Origin of the sequence: Labilithrix sp. (genome assembly GCA_019637155.1) — a bacterium.
Lineage (GTDB): Bacteria > Myxococcota_A > Polyangia > Polyangiales > Polyangiaceae > Labilithrix.
The window spans coordinates 38,178-56,224 of the sequence record JAHBWE010000032.1 but is presented as its reverse complement, the minus strand read 5'-3'; the positions used below and the strand labels follow the sequence as shown (position 1 = coordinate 56,224).

Here is an 18,047-nt window from a genome sequence, read left to right as displayed (position 1 = left end):
ACGACGCGCGATCCGCGCTCGCGTGCGATCCCTGTTTCCGCGCACGATCGCGCCGATCGATTCGCGCAACACGGCCGCGCCGCTCGCCCGCGCCGGGATCGACGAGGCCGGCGGCGGACCGCCAGCCTGAGAGGCCGCCCGCTCAATCGCAGGTCGTCTGGCCGTCGCGGAAGTGCGTGAGCATGCCCGCGAGGCGGTCGCGCCAGAACGCCCAGTCGTGGCGGCCGCCATCCTCGCGGACGCGGACGAAGTCGTAGCCCTTGTCGCGCAGCACCGACGCGAGCCGATCCGTCGGCGCGCAGTTGTCGTCGGGGCAGCCCGAGTCGAGGTAGACGCGGAGCGGCCGCGCCGGCAGCTCGCGCGCGCGCCGGATCATCGCGTCGTCGGCCCAGAAATACGAGCCGCTCTGCGAGCCGACCCAGCCCCACGACTCCGGGTGCTCGAAGCCCGCGTAGGTCGAGACGAGCCCGCCGAGCGACGCCCCCGCGATGCCGCGCGCCGCCGGCGCGGTGCACACGCGCGCCTCCGCGCGAACGCGCGGCCACAGCTCCTGCGCGAGGAACCCGACGTAGCGATCGCCCTCCGAGCCCGGCGAGTACACCGTGTACTCGGCCATGCGGACCTCCTGCGACGGGAGCCCGACGAAGACGAGCACCGCGGAGAGCTCGGGGCGCGCGGCGTAGAGGCGGTCCGCCGCTTCGGCGAAGGCGCCGCGGGTGAGCGACTCCATGCCGTCATGAATGATGACGGACGGGAGCTTCACGCAGCTCTCCGCGTCGTACCGCGCGGGGTAGTGCACCCAGACCTCGTGCCCTTCGACGCGCCCGAGCGCGACGGTGCGTCCTCTCCAGGTGGGGATCGCGCTCGGATGCCCGACCGCGTTCATCTCGCCGCGCGCGCCGAAGCCGCGATCGATGCCGTCCCACACGACGTTGCGCGCGAGCGGGTCTTCGAGCCAGCGCCCGCCGCGCACGAGCTTGTACTCGAAGCTCTGCGTCCGCGGGATGGACGCCTCGCCGAGCCACAGGTCACCGCTCACGTTCCGCAGCGCGAGCGACGGCTGCCACCCGTTGAACGAGCCGGCGACGGCCCACGGCCCGGGACCGCGCGCGGCGAAGACGACGCGATCGCCGTCCTCGAAGGGCGTCCCGCCCGCGGCGCGGATCTCCGCGTCCGAAGGGAAGGAAGCTGCGAGCGCGGCCGGCGCCGTGTGGACGCCGGGCCGCGCGCAGGAAGGTTCTGTGAGGTCGGACGATGACGCCGGAAGGGCCGCGTCCTCCGCGCTGCAGGCAGCGAGGAGGCCGACGACACACAGCGTCACGAACCTCACGCGCCTGCTGTGACACAAAAGATCGCTCCGTCCAGGACAAAAGCGCTCGAACGTCACTCCAAAGTGAGTTACGTACGCCGACCCGGCGACTTCGCGGTGACGAGTCGCTGGTAAAAGGGGCGACGGATGTCCGAGGCGGTCGAACAGACGGGCAAGACCCCGAAGAAGCCGGAGAGCGCCGACAGCGGTCCCGAGGTCGCGGCGCCCCCGCCGCCGAAGCCGCTCCGCTGCGCGGCGCGTGGGATCAAGAAAGCGTTCGGCAACACGCCGATCCTCCGCGGCGTCGACCTCGACATCCCCGAGGGCTCGTTCGCGGTGCTCGTCGGCCCGTCGGGCTGCGGGAAGTCGACGCTCCTCCGCCTCGTCGCGGGGCTCGAGGAGACCGACGAGGGCACGATCACGATCGCGGGCAAGGACGTCACCGAGCTCCCCCCGCGCGACCGCGACATCGCGATGGTGTTCCAGAGCTACGCGCTCTACCCGCACCTCACCGTGCGCGACAACCTCGCGTTCGGGCTCAAGCTGCGCGGCACCGCCGCGTCCGAGATCGACGAGCGCATCGAAGAAGCGAGCGCGATGTTGGGGCTCGCGAAGCTGATGGACCGCCTGCCGAAGCAGCTCTCCGGCGGCCAGCGCCAGCGCGTCGCGATGGGGCGCGCGATCGTGCGGCGCGCGAACATGTACCTCTTCGACGAGCCGCTCTCGAACCTCGACGCCGCGCTCCGCGCCGAGGTCCGCGTCGAGATCCGCCGCCTCCACGACCGCATCGGCGCGACGACGCTCTACGTCACGCACGATCAAGTCGAGGCGATGACGCTCGCCGACACGCTCTGGGTCTTGAACGGCGGCTACGTCGAGCAGAAGGGCCCCCCGCTCGAGATCTACGAGCGCCCGAAGACCAAGTTCGTCGCGACGTTCCTCGGCTCGCCGCAGATGAACCTCCTCTCCGGCAAGCTCGTGGCGGACGCGGGTCGCTTCTACGCCGAAGGCGGCGGCGTCCGCGCGCGCGTCGACGAGGAGCGCTTCGGCGACGCGCTCACCGATGGCCGCGACGTGACGATCGGCGTCCGCCCGCACGACATGAGCCTTGCGCGCGGCGAGGACGCGATCGCGATCGCGGAGCTGAAGGTCGAGATCGTGGAGGCGCTCGGCTCGGAGGCGTTCGCGCACGGCTGGCTCCGCTCGTCGGGGCCCACCTTCATCACGCGCCTCGACGCCGCCGACGCGCGCGACCTCAAGAGCGGCGCGACGATCCCGCTCGCGGCGGCGCCGTCCGCGATCCACCTCTTCGACGCGAAGACCGACCGCGCGTTGGATGCGTAAGCTCCTCGCGCTCCTCGTCACGCTCGTCGTCGTCGCCCTCGGCTGCGGCGAGCCGCCGAAGGGCGTCACGCTCTGGCATCCGTACCGCGGCGGCGAAGAAGAGGCGCTGAAGCTCGCGGTCCTTCGCTTCGAGCAGGAGCGCGGCGTCAAGGTCACCTCGCTCTTCATTCCGTACGAGGCGTACATCGCGAAGCTCGAAGCCGCGATCCCGCGCGGGAACGGGCCCGACGTGTTCCTCGGCCCGCACAACCGCATCGGCGAGTACGTGCTCCATCAGCTCATCGGCGAGGCCGGCGATGCCCTGCCGGAGAGCGAGCTCGCGCGCTACGAGCCGATCACGGTCGAGTCGATCACGTTCCGCGGCAAGCGCTGGGCGGTGCCGCTCGCGAGCAAGTGCGTCGCGCTCTATTACAACCCGCGCTTCTACACCGCGCCGCCGAAGACGCTCGAGGAGATCGTCGCGAAGAAGGGCCAGCTCGGCCACGGCGTCTTCCCGCTCGCGTACGAGGCGGAGAGCGAATACTTCCACGCCTCCTTCCTCCACGCCTACGGCGGCAAGATGTTCGACCCCCAGGTCGAGGGGGGCTTCGCGATGGAAGGGGAGGCCGCGGAGAAGTCGCTCCTCATGGCGAAGGAGCTCGTCGGGTCGGGCGTCGTGCCGGAGGAGGCGAGCGGCGACCTCGTGAAGCAGCTCTTCGCCTCCGGCAAGGCCGGCGCGGTGATGAGCGGCCCCTGGCTCGCGGCCGATCTCAAGGACGACCTCGACTACCGCGTCACGCCGCTCCCGACCATCGCCGGCGTCGGACCGATGCGTCCCTTCCTCACCGTCGACGGCGCGTTCCTCACGCCGGAGGGCGCGAAGAGCGCCGACGCGCGCGCGCTCGCGCGTTCGTTCGGCAGCGACGCGTCCGCGTTCGAGCGCGCGACGATCGGCAAGCAGGTCGTCGCGACGCGGTCGTACTGGGCGCTCGAGGACGACGGAAAGCCGAACCGCCAGCTCGAGATCCTGCGCGCGTTCCACGACGCGGTGCCTGGCGCGATCCCGATCCCGGTCTCGACCGCGATGAACCCGGTCTGGGATCCGGTGAAGAACGCGATCCGCAAGGTGATCCGCGGCGCCGCGACGCCGCGCGACGCGCTCGCGGAGGCGAAGGCGCGTTACGAGGACGTGATGCGCGAGCCGAAGGCGGCGGAGTCGCCGGCGCCGCTCCTCGTCGTCGTCGGCCTCGTGCTCCTCGCGGCCGCGTTCGGCGTCGTGCGCCGCGTCCGCGCCCCCGGCTTCGCGCGCGAATTCCGCGCCGGCAAGCCCGCGTACAAGTACGTGCTCCACGCCGCGCTCGTGATCTTCGTCCTCGTCGTGCTCCCGCTCGTCGCGGGCGCGATCACGAGCTTCTTCGCCGGCCCGCGCGATCAGGCGCGCTTCGTCGGCCTCGCGAACTACGTCGAGATCCTGACCGCGCGCGGCAAGCCGCTCCTCTCGAACGGCTCGTTCTACCTCACGCTCCTCGTCACGGTGGTGTGGACGGTGCTCAACGTGATCGGCCACGTCGGGATCGGCCTCGTCCTCGGCATCGCGCTCGCGCGCCCGATGCTCAAGCTCCGCGCCGCGTACCGCGTGCTCCTCATCTTGCCGTGGGCGGTGCCTTCGTACGTCACCGCGCTCGCGTGGAAGGGGATGTTCCACCGCCAGTTCGGCGCGATCAACGCGATCCTCGTCGCGCTCGGCGCGGAGCCGATCTCGTGGTTCTCCAAGTTCTCGACCGCGTTCGCGGCGAACGTCGCGACGAACGTGTGGCTCGGCTTCCCGTTCATGATGGTCGTCGTGATGGGCGCGCTCACGTCGATCTCGAAGGACGTCCTCGAGGCGGCCGAGGTCGACGGCGCGACGCGCTGGCAGACCTTCCGCCTCGTCACGCTCCCGCTCCTGAAGCCGACCCTCCTCCCCGCGGTCGTGCTCGGCTCGGTGTGGACGTTCAACATGTTCAACGTCGTCTACCTCGTCTCCGGCGGCCAGCCGGACGGGACGACCGACATCCTGGTGAGCGAGGCCTACCGCTGGGCGTTCGCCCGCAACGCGCAGCTCGGCTACGCCGCGGCGTACGCCGTGATCATCTTCGGCGTCCTCGCGCTCATGTCGCGCACGCTCGGCCGCATCGGTGGCAGTGAGGCGAAGGCGTGAGCGCCCAGTCGAAGCGCACGGGCCTCCTCGAGTCCGCGGTCGTGCACGCGGTGCTCATCGCCTTCGTGATGTACGCGCTCTACCCGGTGCTCTGGGTCATCACGCTCGCGCTCTCGCCCACCGGCGCGAGCGAGCCGCGCGCGATCCCGCTCCCGCACGGCATGAGCGACGTGTCGCTCGAGAACTTCCGCATCGTCACCGGCGCGGGCGATCCGGAGCTGCGCTGGCTCTTCGCGCGCCAGGTCGCGAACTCGCTCATCGTGTCCTTCGCGACGGCCGCGACCGCCGTAGCGATCGCGACGCCCGCCGCGTACGCGCTCGCGCGCTTCGAGTTCGTCGGCAAGCGCACCGGCCTCCGCGGCATGCTGCTGACGCAGATGTTCCCCGGCGTCGCGAGCGCGGTGCCGCTCTATCTCATCCTCGACGCGCTCCGCCTCCTCGACACGCGCCTCGGCCTCGTCCTCGTCTACGCCGCGACGGCCGTGCCCTTCGCGGTCTTCCAGCTCCGCGGCGCCTTCATGGCGATCCCGGTCGACCTCGAGGAGGCGGCGATGGTCGACGGCGCGACGCGCACGCAGGCCTTCCTGAAGGTCGCGCTCCCCGCCGCGCGGCCGGCGATTTCGGTGACGATGCTCTTCGCGTTCATGAGCGCATGGAACGAGTTCATCCTCGCCGCCACGCTCCTCGGCCGCGAGAGCGCCTTCACGCTCCCGGTCGTCTTGCAGTCCTACGTCGGCGAGTACAACACGCAGTGGGGCGCGTTCGCGGCGGGTGCGATCATCGTGAGCGTCCCGGTCATGGCGCTGTTTTATGTCGCACAGCGCCAACTCCTCAGCGGCCTCACCGCGGGTGGTGTGAAGGGTTAACCTGCGCCTCATGGCGCGCATCGTGGTCGCGTGCGGCGGCGACGACACGCTCTGCAACAAGCAGCCTCACGAGCTCGAATCGTCTTTAGGCGTTGCACTACCGTCCTCTTGCTCGCGAGCTGATCGCGTGCGGCGCTGCGACCGCCTCCTCACCGGCGAGGCTTCGCCGCCACGCCGTGCCCACCCTCCGCTCCCCCGCGTGGCCCCACCCCCCGCCCTGTCGCCTTCGTGTCGAGGCGCCGTATGCTCGTCGATCGCGGAGGCATCGTCGCGACGGCGCCCAACGGCGACCTCTACGCGTGGGCGTTCGATCGACCCGACGATCCGAAGAAGGACGCCGCCGGCGGTCCGGTCCTGGCGCTCCGCCCCGACGGCAAACAGATCGTCGTCGGTGGACGCGGAGTCACGCTCGCCGATCGCGAGACGCTCGCCGCGCAACGCGAGCTCCTCGCTGTGTCGTACTCGGACGCGGCCGTGAGCGCGCCGCCGGACGGCAGCCTTCCGTCCATCTTCGGTGACCGGCAGGAAGCGAGCGGGCTCCTCCGCTGCGCGATCGGCGACAAGACCTTCCCGTTCTCCCTCTGCGCAGGACGCTTCGTCGACTGATCGTCCGCAGTCTCCTCGCGATGCGCTCAGAGACAGCAGCCCGTCGGCGGCTCCGCGTTGGCCGGGCAGATCGGCGCGCGGAACGTGCCGGTGCGGATCGGCGCGTTGCCGTTCATCCGGTTGGTGATCGCGAAGGTGCCTTCAATCTCCGTCGCCGTGCGCTTCGTGATCGTAATGCTGCCCGCCGTCCACGAATTGCCCCGGCCCCACCCGGTGACCTCGAAGCCCCCGGGATTCACCTTGCACTCGCTGCCGGTGATGCTGCCGGCCACGCCCTCATACGTACCCACCGGGAACGGGTCGTCCGTCGGCGCCGTGAGGAAGCGCATGACGTTGAGCGACTCCGTCTTCGTCTTCGGGAGGTGCGCGCCGATCCGCTGGTAGAGGCACGTGTTCGCCGTCGTCGTGAAGTTCACCTGGAGCACGTACGCGTGCGGTTCGAGGTTCGTTCCCTGCGTCTCGCGGACGACCACGTGGACGTCGACCACGTCCGGCGGCACCTCGGTCGCGTCGGACATCGTGAAGGTGCCGGCCGGCGGCCGCTTCGCGATCGACGCGCACGAGAGCGGCTCCTCCGGCTCGGGCTCGGGCTCGGGCGGCGGCGGTAGGTCGGACGGTACGTCCGACGTCGGCGTCGGATCCGCGATCGTCTCGTTCGTCGGCTTCGGCGCCGGCGCAGAGGGCTGCGTCGCCGCCTGCTCTGCTGCCGGCGCAGGCGTCGGCTCCGCCTCCGTCACCGAGCAAGCCGTCCCCACGACCATCCCCACCGCTGCGAGCCAAACCTGAGTGCGCATGCCTCGCGTCGAATGCAACGCTCGAACCACCCGCAGCAGACCTTGTTTTTCGAGCGATCGTGCATCGAGATCACGCGCCCTGATCATCTGGTTGATGCCCACGCGTCGCCCATGATCGGTCGTGTCGTTGTAGGCATGCATCAGAGCGTGTCGGCGGACCCGGCGTCGTGATCGGGAGCTCGAGGAACGAGAGGCGGACACATTGCGCCGTGAAGCGATGATCGCTACGACCTCGCGATGCGTCTGCCGCTGCTTCTTTTCGGTTCGGTCGGTGCCGTCGCCCTCACCGCGCTCCTCACCACCGCTGCATGCTCCTCCGATGACGAGCCTGGCGCGACGCCGGCGCCGGACGCCGCTCTCGTCGATGCGCCCGACGCACCGATGGAGCTCGCGGTCGAGACGTTCAACATCGGCCTCGCCGGCGCGTTCGTCCCGAACGAGGCGGCGCGCAGGCCGAAGGTGATCGAGGCGATCGGCGCGATGAACGCCGACATCGTCTGCCTACAGGAGGCATGGTTCGAGTCCGACAAGGACGCGATCGAGGCGGCGGCGAAGGCGACGTTCCCGCACGTCGCGCGGAGGCTCCACGATCTCGATACTCCCATCGAAGACGCGGCCGATGAGACCGGCGCCGTCCCGCCGCCGTTCACGACGCCGCCCTGCTCCGGAGCGTCGGTCGCGAGGGTCGAGCGCGGGCTCGAATGCCTCGCCGCGAGCTGCTCCACGATCCCGAGCTCGATGGATGGCCGCACGACGAGCACCGCATGCGCCATCGAGAGCTGCCAGGACCGCGTCGCCGAGCTCGTGGTCGGTGCCCCGCGCTGCTACGGCTGTCTCGCGCCGCTGCTTCCGACCGAGACCTTCGCGACCATCCGGCAGGAGTGCACGACCAACCCGAAGGCGGGGCTCGGCTTCAACGGCGCGAGCGGCGTGATGATCCTCTCGAAGTATCCGCTGCGCGACGTCGACGACCTCGTGCTGCCGGGGACCTGGAACCGGCGCGTCGTCCTTCGCGCGACCGCGGATCTGCCGAACGGGGCCGCGATCGACGTGCACTGCAACCACCTCACGCCGATCTTCGATGGTCTCTCGTTCCCCTACACGGGGCAGTACGGCGCCGGCGCGACGACTCGCGTGGGCTGGGAGGCGGAGCAGCGGCTCCAGGCAAGCAAGCTCCTGACCTACGTCGAACAGCGGCCGGGGATCGCCGTCGTGCTTGGCGACTTCAACACCGGACCGGAGGTGAAGAAGGGGGACACCGTCACCGTGGAGGCGGAGGGACCTCGGACGTACGAGCTCCTCACGTCGAAGCTGACGCCCGCCCTCGCGGCCGGGTTCGAGCCGCAGTGCACGTACTGCGGTGACAATCCGAACAACAACGACACGAACAAGGCATGGATCGACCACGTCTTCCTGCGCGGCCTCGGCGTCGACGACGTCGTCACGACCGAGCGGACGTTCATCGAGGCGAACGTGAGCGCCGACGTGCCCGACGCGGGGCCGGTGCTGGTCCCGCTCTCGGACCACTACGGGCTTCGCGCCTCGCTGCGAGTGCCACCGCCGTGACTGCGTCGCCGGCCGGCAACGGCACTTCGCTGTCTGGTACCATGCGGCGCATGTTGGCCGAGACGAAGGCGGCGGCTGGGGATCGCCGGTGTCATTGACCGGCGGCGGCGATCGGCCCGACACGCCATCGCTGGCATCACGCCTCATTTGGACGTTCGCGCCGGCGTTCGCGGTCGCGTTCGCGGGGCCGATGGTGACGCTGCCCGGGCTCGATCGCAACGCGCTCACGGCCGTACTGTCGCGCGGGGGCGTGATGCGTTCGTTCTTCGACTCGACGGGCGTCGCTACGCGCAACGTGAGCATGTTCGCGCTCGGACTCACGCCGGTGATCGCGGCCTATGGCGTCGTGGAGCTCGTCGCGTTCATCGTCCCGCGGCTCTCGCGCCTTCGTCACGCCAACCCCGAAGGGCGCGCGAGGCTCGACCGCGCCGCGCTCGTGCTCGCCCTCGTGCTCGCCACCTTCCAGGCATGGTCGATGAGCAAGCAGCTCGATGCGCTCGGCGCGTCCACGTCGGTCCTCGCACCGGACGGCGTCGTCACCGCGGTGGGCATCGCGCCGACGCTCACGAGGATGGCGTCGCTCGTCGGCGGCGTGTGCATCAGCTTCCTCGCGGCCGGCTTCATCACGCGACGCGGGATCGCCAACGGGGTCCTGCTGATCAGCCTCGTCGAGGCGCTCGGTGACGCGACCGTGCGCGGGCTCGACGAGCTCACGCACTCGATGCGATGGGGCTCGATCACGCCGCTTCAAGTGTTGGGCGGCCTCGTCGTTCTTGCCGTCCCGATCGTCGCGACCTGGCTCGCGCTTCAACGGTCCTCGTCCTCGCCGCTGTCGTCGTCGTCGTCGTCGTCGTCCTCGTCATCGAAGACGCCTTACCGCGACGCACGATCGCTCGCGCTGAAGCCGATCGTGCCGATCCCCGCGAGCGCGATCGCGCCGCTGCCGCTCGCCTCGTCGATCCTGATGCTCCCCGCGGCGCTCTCGCTGTTCATCGGCGATCTCCAGCCGGTCCAGGCGTACCTCGAGCGCGGCGACGCCTTCTTCACGCTCGTCCATCTCGCGCTCGTGCTGGGGCTCGGATACCTGTTCGCGCGCCTGCTGCATCGTGCGCGCGAGATGGCCGATCTCGTCACGCGTCTCGGCGGGGCTCCTCGCGGCGAAGCCGAGAGCGAGAGTCGGCGCGCGCTCCGGCAGGCGCTTCCGCCTACGCTCCTCTTTCTGAGCGCGATGGTCCTCACGTCCGCGGCAGCCGGCGCGCTCCACATGAAGCTCGCCACGCCGCTCGTCGGCGCGCTCGTCGTCGCCGTCGTGATGGACGCACGTCGCGCCATGCTCGTGGCGCGCCGATCTCCCGCGTTCGTTTCGATCTGGCAGGAGCGCCGCCAATCGGCGGTGCCGGTCTTGCGGGCGGCGCTCGAGGCCGACGGCGTTCGGACCGAGGTCCGAGGAGCACACGTGCTCAGCCTCCTCCAGATCTTCGCGCCGTACGCGTTCGCGGAGGTCCTCGTCCACGCCGACGACGCCCCGCGCGCGTCGGCGATCCTCCGCCATCTGCTCCTCGGTGAAGACGCGCCGGCGCGCGACGAGCGCGGAGCCGCGGTGGAGACGGACGACGGTGCGCCGGTCGAGCCCGCGCGGAGCGCTTCGCGAGCGTTGGTGGGGCTCGTCATCACCGCCCTCGCGCCCCTCGCGATCGTCTTCGCCGTCGCGAGCGCCGCGAAGTCCTCCTCGCGACCGACACACGACGGGCCCCGCCCGAGCCTCGCCGTCGTGTTCGTCGATGACGACGTCGACGTGCTCGACCACGTCGTCGACCACGACGCGCCCGACATCGACATCCGCATCGAGAATGCGCCGGTCGGCCCGTCACGACAGGAGCGCCGTACCTTCGCCGCCACGAAGCTGAGGCCCGGAGAGACGCCGTCCACCGCCATCGCGCGCATGGATTCGTGGCTCGGCCGCCACCCCCTCCCCGAAGGGCACCGCTGGGGATTCGAGCTCACCGAAGACTACGATCCCGATACGGACAGGAGCACGATCGACGGCGTGCGAACCTTCGTCCTCCGGGACGGCCCGCCGATCCTGACGACCGATGACATCACCGACGCAGTGGCGTCGGTCGACGAACGGTCCGGCGTGCCCGAGATCTACGTCGCCATCACCCTCGCCCCCGCCGGAGCGGAGCGCTTCGCCGAAGCGACCGACGCGTGGCGCGGCCGCCGTCTCGCCATCGTCCTCGACGGTGTCATCAACGCCGCGCCGATCGTCCGCACGCGCATCGACGGTGGTCGGCTCAGCGTCACGATGGGCGCCGGCGATCCCGAGAAACGCATCGCCGAGGCGAGGAGGCTCGCCGGCGGCCTCTCGGGCAAGTAAGGCACCACCGCGACGTGGGTGGAAGATCCAGCCACGTGAGAAATTTCAGCCATCGATTGATTCCGGTGCTTCACCGAATCCTTCGATTCCATTGAGATAATGGGCTTGCACCCACCGATACCGACGTTGGAACACTGTGTGCTCCAACGTCGGACATGCGCCGCCTTCTTGCTCTCCCGCTCCTCCTGGTCGCGGCCTGCGCCGCTCCTACGACCGACGAAGAGCAGGGCTCGTCCACCTCGAACATGTCCAAGGACGAGGCGAGCGTGGCTTGGGGACCGTGCGCGTACACGCGGGAGGAGATCCTCTCGACCGTCTCCGCCGCACGCGGTGCGGTGATCACCCGAGGCTTCGCGTGGCTCGACGAGGACGTTCCCTTCAGCTCGAGCGCCCGCCATGGCGGCTATCGGACCGATTGTTCGGGCTTCGTCTCGATGTGCTTCGAGCTCGGCGCGCCCGGCAAGACGACCCGTGAATTCGGGAAGGCGGGCTCGGGGACTTCGAAGCTCTCTTCGTACGACGATCTCGTCCCCGCGGATGCGCTCGTCAACCCGGGCCACCACAGCGTGATCTTCCTCGGCTGGAACGACTCCGCCAAGAAGGGCGCCTGCGTGCTCGAGCAGTCGAGCACCAAGAACGACATGCAGTTCCGCGTCCGGATGACGACGACGCTGAAGAACGACGGCTTCATCCCGGTTCGCTCGAACGAGCTCGCCAACGATACGGCCGTCTACGCGCCGAACGAGGCGACGGCGGATGACGGATCCGGCGCCACCTGCACGCCGCGCCCGCTTCGCGAGCTCTGCCTCGCTGCCAAGACGGACGACGGTCTCGAGTGTGGCCGCGTCTCCGACGGCTGCGGTGGCGCCGTCGATTGCAGCGAGCTCTCCGGGTTCACGTGCGCGACCGGCTCGACATGTCGGGCGAACAAGTGCGTCGCGCCGACGCCGACGACGCCGACGCCGACGACGTGCATCCCGAAGGCGACCGAGACTCTCTGCCGAGAGGCGAGGGTGAGTCACTACGTCGAGTGCGGCTCGATTCCGGACGGCTGCGGCGGGACGGTGAGCTGCGACGACGTCTCCAGCTTCGGCTGCTCCACCAGCTCGGCGACGTGCCAAGCGAACAAGTGTGTCCCGACGACGTGCACCCCGAAGGCCACCGCGACCCTCTGTGAGGAAGCCGCGGCGAAGAACGGCGTCGAGTGCGGCTGGATCGCGGACGGTTGCGGCGGGACGGTGAGCTGCGATGCCGTCGCGGGCTTTGGCTGCGAGAGCGGCGAGAAGTGCGGCCGCGAGACGAACCGCTGCTCGGCGGCGGACCCGTCGACGGAGATCGAGACTGGAGACGTGAAGACCTTGCCCGAGATGAGCCCGGCCGCCGACGAGGATCAGGGCGACGAGAACGAGCCCGAGATGCCCAAGTCCGCAAAGCGCTCCCGGAACATCCGCCCCGGGCGGCTGCAGCGCGACCCCGAGCGCGACGCTCGGCAACGCCCCGATCGCGCTCGTGGTGATGGCGCTCGGCGGTCTCCTTCGACGACGCACGCGCCGTACACACGCTCCTTCGTGACCGAGGGCTGATGTCGGCCGGCGAGGCGGTCCACGCGAACAGCGCGAGCGCGTGAGAAGAAGATGCGATCAGCTTACCGGTGGGGGCGCTCCGTACAGCGCGTCGAGCGTCACGAGCTTCCCGTGAATCGTGACCGAGCCGTTGCCCGTCGCGACTTCGCTCGTCCATTCGCCATCGATGCGATGGTGCACTTCGACGCGGCGCTCTTTCTGCGAGATCAGCACGTAGTCTTCGAGCGAGACGAGCTGCTTGTACGCCTCGAGCTTGACGCCACGGTCACGTGATTCGGTCGATGGGGAGAGCACCTCGACGACGACGATCGGGTTCGTGAGCGCTTCGCCGAGATTCTTGCCGTGCTTCTGCACTTGAAGGAGCTTCAGCGCCCCGCAGACGAGGTAGGCGTCTGCTTGCCCGTAAAACTGAGCGGCGTCGACCCAGACATCGGCAGATGCGTAGGGGGTGCAGTCATGCCCAGCCAACGACGACAGAACGACCGCGAGTCTCGCGATCAGTCGCGCATGCTCGGCCGTGCCGCCGCTCATCCCGCGGAACACGACACCACGCCACCACTCGAGATACACGCCCTGCTCGGGCTGCATCTCGAGGAAGTCCTCGAGGGGGACGTATCGCGCACTGAGAGCGGTGCTCATGCACCAAAGCTAGCGCAGATGGGGCACGCCAGTCGGATCGTGCTTCCGCGACGACGCGCTCGGCGCCGACTGCACGAACGCAAACTGCGAGCGCGGCCTCGAGTGCGGGTCCCTCTTGCCTTCGCGCCCGCTGAACACGATGCTCGCGATGTGCGCGTCCTCGTCGTCCTCGTCGTCCTCGCGATTGGCGGCTGCCCGTCGGCCACGCCGAAGGCCACCCAGACCGATGCCGCGACCCCGGACGCGAGCGGTACGGCGGTCGGCTCGAAGGACGCCGGCGCGGCGGCCGATACGGCGAGCGATGCGCGCGCCGTCCTCGACGCGTGGCAGAAGGCGCAGAACGACGGCGACTTCCCGGCCTACGAGGCGCTCTACGCCGCTCGCTTCGAGGGCGTCCGCCGCTCGGGTCTACAGGTCGCGCGGCTCGATCGCGCGCGCTGGATGAAGGAGCGCGCACGCATGATGAAGCAGAAGACGGAGGTAGGCGTGCGGGACCTCGGCCTCGTCTCGCTCTCGGACGGCGCCGAGCTCCGCTTCGTGCAGACGTGGAGCTCGGAGAGCTACAAGGACGAAGGCGAGAAGCGGATCGTCCTCGCGCGCGAGAAGGGCAAGCTCCTCATCGCGCGCGAGGAGATGCTCCGCTCGATCACCTTCGCCGCCGGCGCGCCCACGCCCGAGAAGCTCATGTTCGTCGCGACGAACACGGAGCCGCCCAAGCGTGCCCCCGGCGCGCCGCTCCTCGTGCTGACGACCGCGCTCGACGACGCCTGGCTGAAGGGGCCGCCGCGAGCGCGCTGGGCCACCGGGCCCGCCGCCGTGACCGAGCGCGACGTCGATCCCGCGAAGCTCCCGCCCGAGATCAGGTCGTGGGCCGGACGCGAGGTCGAGCTCTTCGGACCGAAGGGCGCCGCGTGCGCCGGGAAGGTGTCCGGGTTCCTCGCGCTCGGACGCGTCACTCCCCACTTCGGCACGCGCGCGCGCTGGACGGGGACGGGGGACTTTCAAGGCGAGCCGCCGATGGCAGAGCCCGCGGTCGCGGCGGAGGCGTGGTCGCTCGCGGGCAAGAGCGGCCGCGTCCTCACGCTCGTCGTCTCGACGCCCGCGAACGAGGCGTGCCGGCCCGCGCTCTGGGGACGGGCCACGACGGGGACGAAGCCGGTGCTCGTCGGCTCCGAGAGGGCGGACGTCGCGACGCTCGCGCTGATGCGCGGCGAGCTCGCCAAGACCAAGGAGTACGCCGCCGCGCAGAAGGACTACGACGCGATGAAGGAGGCGAAGGACCCGAAGCGCTGGGAGGACTTCGACAGCCGGATCGACGCGCGCGTCTTCAAGACCGACAAGGAGACGCTCGGGACGATCTCGATCCGCGCGGGCAACGGCTGCGGCTCGTTCGGCGCGACGCTGAGCGCGGCCTTCAAGATCGACGGCGCGACGCTGACCCCGTTCCGCCCACCGTTCGGCGACACGCTCGAGCCCGCCTCGGCCGGCGACGTCGACGGTGACGGCGCCGCCGATCTCGTCTGGGCGGAGGGTCTCCTCCGCGGTCCCGCCGGCGCGACGAGCGAGGTCCATCGCCTCGAGATCCCGTTCCTCGACTGCGGCTGCTGAGAGCAGCCTCGCGTGGAGCGCCCGAGACGATGGCCCGCTACATGAACCTCGCCGTGCGTGTTCGTGACGCCGCGTGGGCACATGCTTCGCGTGACAACATTCCGCGGGTCTCTCACAATGGGGCGATGAAGCGCTCGGTCGTGTTCGCGGAGGCTCGCCGGTAGGAGCAGACATGTCGCTCCCTTGCACGCGATGCATGCGCGCGATGCCGCCGAGCGCTCGGTTCTGCGGAGGGTGCGGCGCGCCGCGCGCGGCCACGGCTCCTCGACCGAGCGGAGCCGCTCCTGCCCAGCAAGGTCAGGCTCCGTCGGCGTGCCGCGGGTGCGGCGTGCAGCGGCCCACCAAGCTCGACACCTGCAACGTCTGCAAGGCGACGTTCGCCGAAGACGGCACCGTCCCGATCCCGGACGATCCGGAGCTCTACTGGACGAGTGTAAGATGCACGTTTCAGTGCCGCGCGTGCGGGCACCTCTCGCCGCTCGATCACCTCGACATGGACGGCTCGGTCGAGTGCCTGCGGTGCGGGCTCGACCAGGCCTTCGACGTCGGCTCGTGGAGAGAGGGCCTCGAGCACGCGCGGACGCTCGGCCTCGCGTCGGCGCGGGCCGCGACCTCCCAGTACTCGGCCATCGGCGAGACGCACACGGCGGCGGAGCACCAGCAGGGCGGGCTCGTCATCGGGGGTGGCCAGCTGACGCAGCTCTCGCTCCGCGTGAACGCCGCGCCGGGCACGCCGCTCTGCCCCGAGTGCCGCGCGCCGTTCGTGGCGAGCTTCGACGCGACCGGCGCGATGACGGTGCGTTGCCACGCTTGCAGCACGTCGATGACGACGAAGCTCCCCGCGCCCGGCAAGAGCATGTGCCCGGAGCTCCGCGGCGTCCTCGCCGAGGCTCAGGTCGAGGGACGACGAGAGGCGCGCGTCAAGGGAGGAGAGGCGCTCGCGGTGCTCTGCCCGACGTGCGACGCGCCGCTCGCGGTGACGGGCGCCTCGATTAATGTAACATGCACGTATTGCCGGACCCCGTCGAGGATCCCGCGCAAGCGCATGTTCGAGCTCGGGCACGCGGCGCCGACGCCCACCGTCTGGTGGCTCGCCTTCGATCGGCGCGCGGTCGAGGCGAAGGCGAAGGCGAAGGCGGAGGCGAAGGCGAGGGCGAAGGCGAAGGCCGACAACGAGCGCGCCGAGCGTCGACGCAAGAAGCAGGAGGCGCGCGAGCGCGCGGCGAGCGGCGAGAAGCGCTCCCGCGGCCGTTCACCCGATCCTTCCAAGAAGAAGCCAGAGCAGAGCTTCTCGCTACGCAAGGGCTTCGGGATCGCGCTCGTCATCGCGATCGCGATCGCCGGCATCGTGGCCTTCTCGATATGGAACAGCAAGAAGCCGGGCGGGATTCAGCTCGCGCTGTGGCTGGACGACGACCGCATCGTCGCCGTGCACGAGCCGCGCCTCCTCCCGTGGGAGGATCCGCGCGTGGAGGTGCTCGTGGTGCGCGCGGCGGACGGCGCGGTCATGGAGCGCGCGCAGCACACCTCGAAGAAGAAGGAGCTGCGCGGCTACGGTCCGTACGCCGGTCACCTGTGGGTCGGGGACGCGAGCGGGCTCGTCGCGTACCCGACGAGCGGAGCGACCCCGCTCCGCCGCGTGGTCGACATGCGCCCGGCCCTCGCGGCGCATCCGGAGCTCAGCGCGGGCTTCGAGATCAGCGAAGGGCGCCTGCTCTTCGCGGGGAGCGCCCAGCGCGGGCTGCCGCTGCGGGGGAAGGCAGGCGGCACGTACATGATTACGCCGGCCGGGATCTCGAAGGTCGACCTGATCGTCACCGGGCAGCCGGAGCGCTCGCTCTACCTGATCTCGCTCGGCGGGGAGTCGTCGGCGAAGGGCCCCGACGGCAAGACGTCCCTCTCGGTCGAGCACCTCGTCCTTCGTAACAAGCGCATCCCGCTCGACGCCGACGGCAAGGTGTACTGGTCACCCGACGCGTCCGGGGTCGTCGTGCTCGGCCGCACGATCAAGAACGCGGAGAGAGGCGGCGAGGAGATCGTCCTGATGAGCGCGAAGGGCGACGCGGTGTGGAGCGTCAACGCCGTGGACGCGTTCGGTCCGATGACCGCGACGCTCTCGTCGAGTCGCCCAACGGACGCGCGCGTCGCCGCGCTCCGCATCGCCAAGGGGGTCGTGTTGGCCGCCGTGCGCGGGGCGTCGATCTCGGAGGACGATGACGGGATCTCGGTGACCTACGACTTCAAGATGCTCGCGCTCGACGCGAAGACCGGCCAGGTGAGGCGAAGCGTGAGCATCCAGCACCCGAAGGAGTGAACGCAAACCGGGAGACGGATCGGGTCAGCCGCCGCGGGCGGCGGTGATGGCGGCGACGAGCTGTTGGGCCCAACGGACCTGTTGCTCGTCGACAAACGAGGCGTGGACGGCCATGCCCTTGATGCTCTTGACGCCGAGCGACACCCGACCCGCGCGATCGGTCTCCAGGGTGACGGCACCCAGGGTCGCCACGTGGGCCCGCTTTCCTTTCACGGACGGCCCACTCACTTCGAAAATCTCGAGCACCCGCCCGTCGAACGTGACGAACGTGTACTCGTTGAGCCAGAACTCGAGCATGGCGCAAGACTACCGCGATGAGGTGGGGTAGCGCGTCGCCGGTGGCGACGTGCAGCGTGGCTCCCACGCTCGCCCGGTTCGGGGTACTGTGCCGCGACTGATGAGTGCGCCGTTGAAGGGCTGGCTTCGCCGCAACCTCTATGTCGTCTTCGACGGCTCGGTCATCGAGGTGTTCCACACCGACTACGCGCTGGGCGATAGCTCCGGCCCGCGGTCGGCCAGCGCGCGGCGCGCCCTCGACTTCATCGCCGATGTGACGCTGGACGGCGGGCGCCTGTGGTGGGCTCCGGTGCAGGAGCCGGGGAGCCGCCAGCTCCTGGCCGACTCCGTCCACCCCGACTGCCTCCCGTTCGCCGAGGCGCTGGTCGCCGCCGTACGGCAGGCGAAGGCGCGGCCGTGAAGAGAAGAGAGCTGGGGGTGGGGGCCACGCGGGGAGCGGAGGTTGGGCACGGGGTGGCGGCGAAGCTTTGCCGGTGAGAAGGCGGTCGCAGCGCCGCACGCGATCAGCTCGCGAGCAGAAGGACGGTAGTGCAACGTCATTAAAATGAATGAACCAAGGAGACGG

14 protein-coding genes are annotated in these 18,047 nt (G+C 70.1%); 10 read left to right on the top strand and 4 right to left on the bottom strand.

What is annotated here, in order from left to right; translation table 11 throughout:
• Positions 1 to 142: 142 nt before the first annotated feature.
• Entirely contained in the window at positions 143 to 1,330 is a 1,188-nt protein-coding gene (locus KF837_42915) for a hydrolase (GenBank protein MBX3234122.1), read from the bottom strand.
• Positions 1,331 to 1,456: 126 nt separating this feature from the next.
• On the opposite strand from KF837_42915, the gene ugpC reads away from it, so the two are divergent.
• From ugpC to KF837_42895, 4 genes are all read left to right on the top strand, one after another.
• The gene (ugpC, locus tag KF837_42910) at positions 1,457 to 2,653 is read left to right on the top strand and encodes a sn-glycerol-3-phosphate ABC transporter ATP-binding protein UgpC (GenBank protein MBX3234121.1); all 1,197 of its coding nucleotides are present in this window, start codon (positions 1,457 to 1,459) and stop codon (positions 2,651 to 2,653) included.
• Complete coding sequence (locus KF837_42905) at positions 2,646 to 4,832, top strand: extracellular solute-binding protein (GenBank protein ID MBX3234120.1); 2,187 nt, start codon at positions 2,646 to 2,648, stop codon at positions 4,830 to 4,832. Before ugpC ends, KF837_42905 begins: the two co-directional genes overlap by 8 nt.
• Before the next feature lie 68 nt (positions 4,833 to 4,900).
• On the top strand, positions 4,901 to 5,698 hold the full coding sequence (locus KF837_42900; protein MBX3234119.1) for an ABC transporter permease subunit: 798 nt from the start codon (positions 4,901 to 4,903) through the stop codon (positions 5,696 to 5,698).
• Positions 5,699 to 5,941: 243 nt separating this feature from the next.
• The gene (locus KF837_42895) at positions 5,942 to 6,304 is read left to right on the top strand and encodes a hypothetical protein (protein MBX3234118.1); all 363 of its coding nucleotides are present in this window, start codon (positions 5,942 to 5,944) and stop codon (positions 6,302 to 6,304) included.
• Between the two features lie 26 nt (positions 6,305 to 6,330).
• Here the strand turns inward: KF837_42895 and KF837_42890 are convergent, their stop codons facing one another.
• Positions 6,331 to 7,098 carry a hypothetical protein gene (locus KF837_42890; GenBank protein MBX3234117.1) on the bottom strand — a complete coding sequence of 256 codons (768 nt, stop codon included), beginning with the start codon at positions 7,096 to 7,098 and terminating at the stop codon, positions 6,331 to 6,333.
• 237 nt (positions 7,099 to 7,335) lie between these two features.
• Between KF837_42890 and KF837_42885 the strand changes: the two genes are divergently transcribed.
• From KF837_42885 to KF837_42875, 3 genes are all read left to right on the top strand, one after another.
• On the top strand, positions 7,336 to 8,664 hold the full coding sequence (locus tag KF837_42885) for an endonuclease/exonuclease/phosphatase family protein (GenBank protein MBX3234116.1): 1,329 nt from the start codon (positions 7,336 to 7,338) through the stop codon (positions 8,662 to 8,664).
• Between the two features lie 250 nt (positions 8,665 to 8,914).
• Positions 8,915 to 11,041 (top strand): hypothetical protein, encoded by a 2,127-nt coding sequence (locus KF837_42880; GenBank protein ID MBX3234115.1) that lies wholly within the window; start codon positions 8,915 to 8,917, stop codon positions 11,039 to 11,041.
• Between the two features lie 155 nt (positions 11,042 to 11,196).
• Positions 11,197 to 12,624: a hypothetical protein gene (locus tag KF837_42875; protein MBX3234114.1), complete on the top strand. Its 1,428-nt coding sequence runs from the start codon at positions 11,197 to 11,199 to the stop codon at positions 12,622 to 12,624.
• Between the two features lie 57 nt (positions 12,625 to 12,681).
• Here KF837_42875 and KF837_42870 read toward each other — a convergent pair whose 3' ends face one another.
• Positions 12,682 to 13,263 (bottom strand): Uma2 family endonuclease, encoded by a 582-nt coding sequence (locus KF837_42870; GenBank protein MBX3234113.1) that lies wholly within the window; start codon positions 13,261 to 13,263, stop codon positions 12,682 to 12,684.
• A gap of 150 nt (positions 13,264 to 13,413) precedes the next feature.
• Here KF837_42870 and KF837_42865 point away from each other — a divergent pair, with 150 nt between their 5' ends.
• Together KF837_42865 and KF837_42860 are read left to right on the top strand one after the other, a co-directional pair.
• The gene (locus KF837_42865) at positions 13,414 to 14,871 is read left to right on the top strand and encodes a hypothetical protein (GenBank protein ID MBX3234112.1); all 1,458 of its coding nucleotides are present in this window, start codon (positions 13,414 to 13,416) and stop codon (positions 14,869 to 14,871) included.
• Positions 14,872 to 15,199: 328 nt separating this feature from the next.
• Entirely contained in the window at positions 15,200 to 17,185 is a 1,986-nt protein-coding gene (locus tag KF837_42860; protein ID MBX3234111.1) for a hypothetical protein, read from the top strand.
• 24 nt (positions 17,186 to 17,209) lie between these two features.
• Here KF837_42860 and KF837_42855 read toward each other — a convergent pair whose 3' ends face one another.
• Complete coding sequence (locus tag KF837_42855; GenBank protein ID MBX3234110.1) at positions 17,210 to 17,482, bottom strand: hypothetical protein; 273 nt, start codon at positions 17,480 to 17,482, stop codon at positions 17,210 to 17,212.
• A gap of 100 nt (positions 17,483 to 17,582) precedes the next feature.
• Between KF837_42855 and KF837_42850 the strand changes: the two genes are divergently transcribed.
• Entirely contained in the window at positions 17,583 to 17,882 is a 300-nt protein-coding gene (locus tag KF837_42850) for a hypothetical protein (protein MBX3234109.1), read from the top strand.
• The last annotated feature ends 165 nt before the right edge of the window (positions 17,883 to 18,047 follow it).

Bases quoted from the DNA above. Each gene is read 5' to 3' on its own strand.
- KF837_42875 (MBX3234114.1), top strand. From the start codon at position 11,197: ATGCGCCGCCTTCTTGCTCTCCCGCTCCTCCTGGTCGCGGCCTGCGCC.
- KF837_42855 (MBX3234110.1), bottom strand. From the start codon at position 17,482: ATGCTCGAGTTCTGGCTCAACGAGTACACGTTCGTCACGTTCGACGGG.
- KF837_42885 (MBX3234116.1), top strand. From the start codon at position 7,336: ATGCGTCTGCCGCTGCTTCTTTTCGGTTCGGTCGGTGCCGTCGCCCTC.
- KF837_42900 (MBX3234119.1), top strand. From the start codon at position 4,901: ATGTACGCGCTCTACCCGGTGCTCTGGGTCATCACGCTCGCGCTCTCG.
- KF837_42870 (MBX3234113.1), bottom strand. From the start codon at position 13,263: ATGAGCACCGCTCTCAGTGCGCGATACGTCCCCCTCGAGGACTTCCTC.
- KF837_42850 (MBX3234109.1), top strand. From the start codon at position 17,583: ATGAGTGCGCCGTTGAAGGGCTGGCTTCGCCGCAACCTCTATGTCGTC.
- KF837_42895 (MBX3234118.1), top strand. From the start codon at position 5,942: ATGCTCGTCGATCGCGGAGGCATCGTCGCGACGGCGCCCAACGGCGAC.
- KF837_42890 (MBX3234117.1), bottom strand. From the start codon at position 7,098: ATGCGCACTCAGGTTTGGCTCGCAGCGGTGGGGATGGTCGTGGGGACG.
- KF837_42905 (MBX3234120.1), top strand. From the start codon at position 2,646: ATGCGTAAGCTCCTCGCGCTCCTCGTCACGCTCGTCGTCGTCGCCCTC.
- ugpC (MBX3234121.1), top strand. From the start codon at position 1,457: ATGTCCGAGGCGGTCGAACAGACGGGCAAGACCCCGAAGAAGCCGGAG.